The organism is Micromonospora sp. I033 (genome assembly GCF_053890995.1).
Map to the genome: position 1 here is coordinate 1 of NZ_JBSSLX010000298.1, position 5,547 is coordinate 5,547.

6 protein-coding genes are annotated in these 5,547 nt (G+C 71.3%); 3 read left to right on the forward strand and 3 right to left on the reverse strand.

Features of this window, described 5'->3' with window-relative positions; all coding sequences use genetic code 11:
* Positions 1 to 215: 215 nt before the first annotated feature.
* The 3 genes from trpD to ACW0Q9_RS28765 form a co-directional block, all read right to left on the reverse strand.
* Positions 216 to 1,262, reverse strand: coding sequence for an anthranilate phosphoribosyltransferase (trpD, locus tag ACW0Q9_RS28755; protein ID WP_456186618.1), 1,047 nt, complete (start codon positions 1,260 to 1,262; stop codon positions 216 to 218).
* Between the two features lie 191 nt (positions 1,263 to 1,453).
* Entirely contained in the window at positions 1,454 to 1,852 is a 399-nt protein-coding gene (locus ACW0Q9_RS28760) for a hypothetical protein (protein WP_456186620.1), read from the reverse strand.
* A 91-nt stretch (positions 1,853 to 1,943) separates the two neighbouring features.
* Positions 1,944 to 2,897, reverse strand: a complete 954-nt coding sequence (locus ACW0Q9_RS28765; protein WP_456186622.1) for a cytochrome c oxidase assembly protein — start codon at positions 2,895 to 2,897, stop codon at positions 1,944 to 1,946.
* Between the two features lie 108 nt (positions 2,898 to 3,005).
* On the opposite strand from ACW0Q9_RS28765, the gene ctaE reads away from it, so the two are divergent.
* The 3 genes from ctaE to qcrA form a co-directional block, all read left to right on the forward strand.
* Positions 3,006 to 3,605, forward strand: coding sequence for an aa3-type cytochrome oxidase subunit III (gene ctaE, locus ACW0Q9_RS28770; RefSeq protein WP_456186624.1), 600 nt, complete (start codon positions 3,006 to 3,008; stop codon positions 3,603 to 3,605).
* Between the two features lie 72 nt (positions 3,606 to 3,677).
* Complete coding sequence (gene qcrC / locus ACW0Q9_RS28775; protein WP_456186626.1) at positions 3,678 to 4,511, forward strand: cytochrome bc1 complex diheme cytochrome c subunit; 834 nt, start codon at positions 3,678 to 3,680, stop codon at positions 4,509 to 4,511.
* 67 nt (positions 4,512 to 4,578) lie between these two features.
* The coding region (gene qcrA, locus ACW0Q9_RS28780; protein ID WP_456186628.1) for a cytochrome bc1 complex Rieske iron-sulfur subunit at positions 4,579 to 5,547 on the forward strand (969 nt) is incomplete at its 3' end.

A 5,547-nucleotide genomic window follows, 5' to 3' on the forward strand; every position in this document is an offset into this window, starting at 1 on the left:
GCTCGGGGCAGTCCGCGCCGTGCCCGTCGACGCAGGGGGGCGCCTCGAACAGCACGACGCCCTCGCAGGTGTCGCAGTAGAGCTCGCGGTCCGACACGGGCGTCTCCTCTCGTTCCGGTGCCCGCCGGGAGGCGGTGGCGGCATCGGCGGAAAACGGAAAATTACTCCCGTGTAGTTTGGCACGCCGGTCTGACAAAACCCGGGCGGTACCCGGCTCAGAGCGTGCCGGCCACCTCGAGCCAGCGCTCCAGCGCGCCGGCCGCCGCGCCCGAGTCGACCGACTCGGTCGCCCGGACCAGGCCGGCGCGCAGCGCCTCGTGCAGGTCGCCGTCGAGCGGGCCCTGGGTGGCCAGCGCGACCGCGGCGTTCACCAGCACCGCGTCGCGGACCGGGCCGGTCTCGCCGGCCAGCAGCCGCCGGACGACCCCGGCGTTGTACGCCGCGTCACCGCCGCGCAGGTCGGCCAGGGTGGCCCGGGGTACCCCGAGCTCGGCCGCGTCCAGCAGCGCCTCTCTGACGGTGCCCTGCTGGGCCACCCAGACGCGGGTGGGCGCGCCGGTGCTGAACTCGTCCAGCCCGTCCTCACCGCGTACCACGATCACGGAGTCGCCCCGGGCGGCGAAGACGGCCGCCATCACCGGAGCCATCCGCGGGTCGAAGCAGCCCACGGCGCCGGCCCGGGGGCGGGCCGGGTTGGTGAGCGGGCCGAGGAAGTTGAACGCGGTGGGCACGCCGATCTCGCGGCGGACCGGGCCGGTGTGCCGCATGCCGGGGTGGAACCGGGCGGCGAAGCAGAAACCGATGCCGGCCTCGGTCACGCAGCGGGCCACCTGCTCCGGGTCCAGGTCCAGCGGGACGCCCAGGTACTCCAGCACGTCGGCCGTGCCGCAGGAGGAGGAGGCGGCCCGGTTGCCGTGCTTGACCACGCGGACGCCGGCTCCGGCGACCACCAGCGCGGCCATGGTGGAGATGTTCACCGTGTGGGCGAGGTCGCCGCCGGTGCCCACCACGTCCAGCGCGTTGGCCCGGATCTCCTCGGGCAGCGCCACCGGGACCGCCCGGGTCAGCATCGCCTCGACCAGGCCGCCCAGCTCGGCCGGCGTCTCGCCCTTGGTGCGCAGGGCCACGGCGAAGCCGGCGATCTGGGCCGGGGTGGCCGAGCCGGCCATGATCTCGCCCATCGCCCAGGCGGTGTCGGCGGTGGAGAGCTCCTCGCCGCGCAGCAGCGCGTTGAGCAGAAGCGGCCAGGTCCGTTCGCCCATGGCGGGCCTCCCGAGCGGGGGTGTGAGCGGGTGTGGTGGCCGTCATCCGGTCCGTGGCGCCGCGGGCGGCGCGGAGGCCGGATCAGGGCCGGCGGTCTTCATCGGTCCGTGCCGCCGTCCGACGGCACGGAGGCCGAATGTGGCCGGGGTCGGCGCCACGGCCGCGTCGCCGCGGCGCCGGTGGGGGTGGCTCAGGCCGCGGCGTGGGTGCGCCGCAGCAGCTCGGCGACGGTGGTGCCGGTGGTCACCGGGTCGAGCGGGTGGGTCAGCGTGGCGTCGACCTCGGCGTACGCGGCCAGCCAGCGATCGGCGGCGCGGGCCAGCACCACGCAGGTCGGCGGGGCGTCGTCCCGGTCGTCCTTGATCTGGCGGGCGATGCCGATGCCACCGCCGGGGCTCGCCTCGCCGTCGAGCAGGAGCAGGTCGATCTCGTAGTCGTCGACCAGCCGGACGCAGCCGGCGTAGTCGGCGGCCTCGACGAACTCGATCTCGAGCCCGGGCGCGGGCCGGGTGCCGACGGCGAGTCGCATCCGGTCACGGACCTTCGGGTCGTCGCTGTAGAGCAGGACGGTGCAAAGACGATCGCTCATCGTGACGTGGCTCCCACCTCGTAGCTGCCCGCTGATCGTAGCGGGCGTCACATCCGGCCGATCGCCCCGCCCTGGCGTACCCGAATGGGGGTCAGGCGCTCGCTTCCGCGGCGCGCTGGCGGGCCTCCTGGCGGTCCAGCTCGCGGTCGAGTCGGCGGGCCTCGCGCTCGGACTGCTTGATCCACTGGACGACCAGCACGGCCAGCATGGTGACGCTGACGAACTCGCCGCCGGCCCAGAGCACGCCGCCGGCGACCACCTGGTCGTTCCACGGGTCGGACCAGCTCAGGTGCAGCGAGGGGTACCAGTCGCCGCCGAGCAGCGTGGTGCTCTGCATGATGGTGAGCCCGAGCACGGTGTGGAACGGCACGGAGAGCAGCATGAGCAGCGCCCGGGCCGGGTACGGCCAGCGCCCGGGCAGCGGGTCCAGGCCGAGCAGCGGCCAGAAGAAGACGCAGCCGGTCATGATGAAGTGCGCGTGCACCAGCTCGTGCGCCCACTCGTGCCGGAGGGTGATCTCGTAGAGGCCGGTGAAGTAGAGGGCGAACGGGTTCACCACGAAGATGGCGAACGCCACCAGCGGGAAGCTGTAGACGCGGGCGATCCGGCTGTGCACGATCGCCAGCAGCCGCTTGCGCGGGCGCAGCGGCAGGGTGCGCAGCGCGAGCGTCACCGGCGCGCCGAGCGCCAGGAAGATCGGTGCGACCATGGACAGCACCATGTGCTGGATCATGTGCACCGACAGCAGGGCGGTGTCGTAGGCGCCCAGCCCGCTGACCGTGACGGCGGCGATGCCGCCCAGGCCCGGGAAGAGGAAGCAGACGGTACGCACCACCGGCCAGCGGTCGCCGCGCAGCCGCAGCCGGTAGACCCCGTAGAGGTAGAGACCGGCGGCGAGCACCAGGCCGAGGGCGAGCCAGCTGTCCAGCCGGGTCTCGGTCAGGACCCGGGCCACGGTGAACGGCGGCGGGACGGCCTCGCCCCCCGCCGCGAGTGTCGCCGGGGCCACCGAGGTGGCGGCGAAGATCGGATCGACGTGCAGCACGCTTTTCAGGGTAGGTCAGGCGAAGCGGACCACCCCGATCGGGCCACTGATGGCACAGGTTTGCCACCCCGCTGATCGTCGGTCCCGGTCAAGGGCAATAATGACCGCGTGACTGCGGCCCCAGCCATTGACAAGAGCCGGATCCACTCCCTGACCCGACCCAACATGGTCAGTGTCGGGACGATCGTGTGGCTCTCCAGCGAACTCATGTTCTTCGCGGCGCTGTTCGCGATGTACTTCTCGATCCGCGCGGCGGCGCCGGAGCAGTGGGAGAAGCACACCGAGATCCTCGACGTGCCGTACGCGACGACGTTCACGGTGATCCTGGTGCTGTCCTCGGTGACCTGCCAGCTCGGTGTCTTCGCGGCCGAGAAGGGTGACGTCCACGCCCTGCGGCGGTGGTTCACGATCACCTTCGTGATGGGTCTGATCTTCGTGCTCGGCCAGGCGAACGAGTACCGCAACCTGGTGCACGAGGGCGTCAAGATCAACGAAGACGGGTACGGGTCGATGTTCTACCTCACCACCGGCTTCCACGGCCTGCACGTGACCGGCGGTCTGGTGGCGTTCATCATCTTCATGATCCGCACGACCATGGGCCGGTTCACCCCGGCGCAGGCGACCTCGGCGATCGTCGTGTCCTACTACTGGCACTTCGTCGACGTCGTGTGGATCGGGCTCTACGCCATGATCTACTGGCTTCAGTGATCTTGGCGCGTCACGTATCGCGCCGCTGCTCCGTCCCCTGAGACAAGGTCCAACCGGTTAAGGACACAGGTCATGACTTCTGACAACGACCGCCGACGCGGTCTGCTCGCGCGGCTGCGCGGGCGGCCCGTAGCGCGCAGCAGGGGCCGCCGCCGGCTGGGTGCCGCGGTCCGGCTGGCCGCCGCGCTGATGCTGGCCGGCGGCGCCTACACCGTCTTCGCCCCCGGCGTGCAGGCGCAGGACAACCCGCCCCTGAGCGCCGCCGCCAACGAGGGCAAGGCGCTGTTCGACGTGAGCTGTGTGACCTGTCACGGTCGCAACGCCCAGGGCGTCGAGGGACGTGGTCCGAGCCTGATCGGCGTCGGGTCGGCCTCGGTCGAGTTCCAGGTCAGCAGCGGTCGGATGCCGATGGCCCGGCAGGAAGCCCAGGCCATGCGGAAGCCCCCGCAGTTCACCGACGAGCAGGTGCGCCAGCTCGGGCAGTACATCCAGGAGCTCGGCGGCGGCCCGCAGGTGCCGCAGGGCGACCTGCGCGAGGGCGCGAACCTCTCCACCGGTGGTGAGCTGTTCCGGATCAACTGCTCGCAGTGCCACGCCTTCGGTGCCGGCGGCGGCGCCCTCTCCTCGGGCAAGTTCGCGCCGAGCCTGCGCCCGGCCAGCGACCGGCAGATCTACGCCGCCATGCTGAGCGGCCCGCAGAACATGCCGGTGTTCGGTGACAACCAGATCACACCGGAGCAGAAGGCGGACATCATCGCCTACATCCAGGAGACTCTGAAGCACGACCAGGACCAGGGCGGTTTCAACCTGGGCCGGTACGGCCCGTCGACCGAGGGTCTCGCGATCTTCCTGGTCGGCATCGTCGCGCTGGTCTTCGCGAGCCTGTGGATTGCGGGCAAGTCGTGACCGAGCGGATCATTCGTTTCAGTGCTGTGGCGCCGACCCCCGGCGTCACCCGTAGCGAGGTGACGGCATGAGCACCCACACCGAGCACCAGGCCCCGGCGGGTCGGGAGCCGCTCGACGTGAACGACCCCCGGCTCTCCCGGTTCGAGATCGTCGAGGAGGGCGCGCGGCGGGACGACATCGAGATCGTCCACTACGAGCCGCAGGTGGTCCCCGGCAGCAAGGCGGAGCGTCGGCTGACCCGTACGGTCGCCTCGTTCTTCTGGATCACGTTCCTCGCCGGGCTGGCCTTCCTGGTCATCTACATCTGGTGGCCGTGGAAGTGGGAGGCCGGCCGGGGCGGCGACAAGTTCTACACCCCGCTGCTCGGCGTGACCCTCGGCATCGCCCTTCTCGGCATCGGCTTCGGCATCCTCACCTGGGGCAAGAAGCTGCTGCCCAAGGAGGTGTCGATCCAGGACCGGCACGACCAGCCCGGTTCCCCGGAGGACCGCCGGATCACCGGCGAGACGATGCTCTACATGGCCGACGAGCTCGGCGTGAGGCGCCGGCCGCTGCTCGGCATCTCGCTGCTCGCCGGCCTGGCGCCGGTCGGCGCGGTCGTCGCGGCGCCGCTGGTCGGTGGCCTGATCTCGCAGCCGCACAAGAACAACCAGATGTTCACCACCGGCTTCGCCCCGGCCGAGGGCGGCGAGCGGATCCGGCTGGTCCGCGAGGACGGCCGGCCGATCCGCCCGGCGGACGTCAGCGTCGGCGGCCAGCTCACCGTGTTCCCGGGCATCGACGGTGGCGTGAGCAACAAGCACGCCGACTCGCCGACCCTGCTGATCCACCTGCGTGAGGACGACGCGGAGAAGTCGCGCGCCGCCAACGAGCGCAAGGGCCACGGCGACTACATGTGGGGCAACTACGTCGCATTCTCCAAGATCTGCACGCACGCCGGTTGCCCGGCCAGCCTCTACGAGCAGCAGACCAACCGGCTGCTCTGCCCCTGCCACCAGTCGCAGTTCCTCATCACCGACAACGCCAAGCCGGTC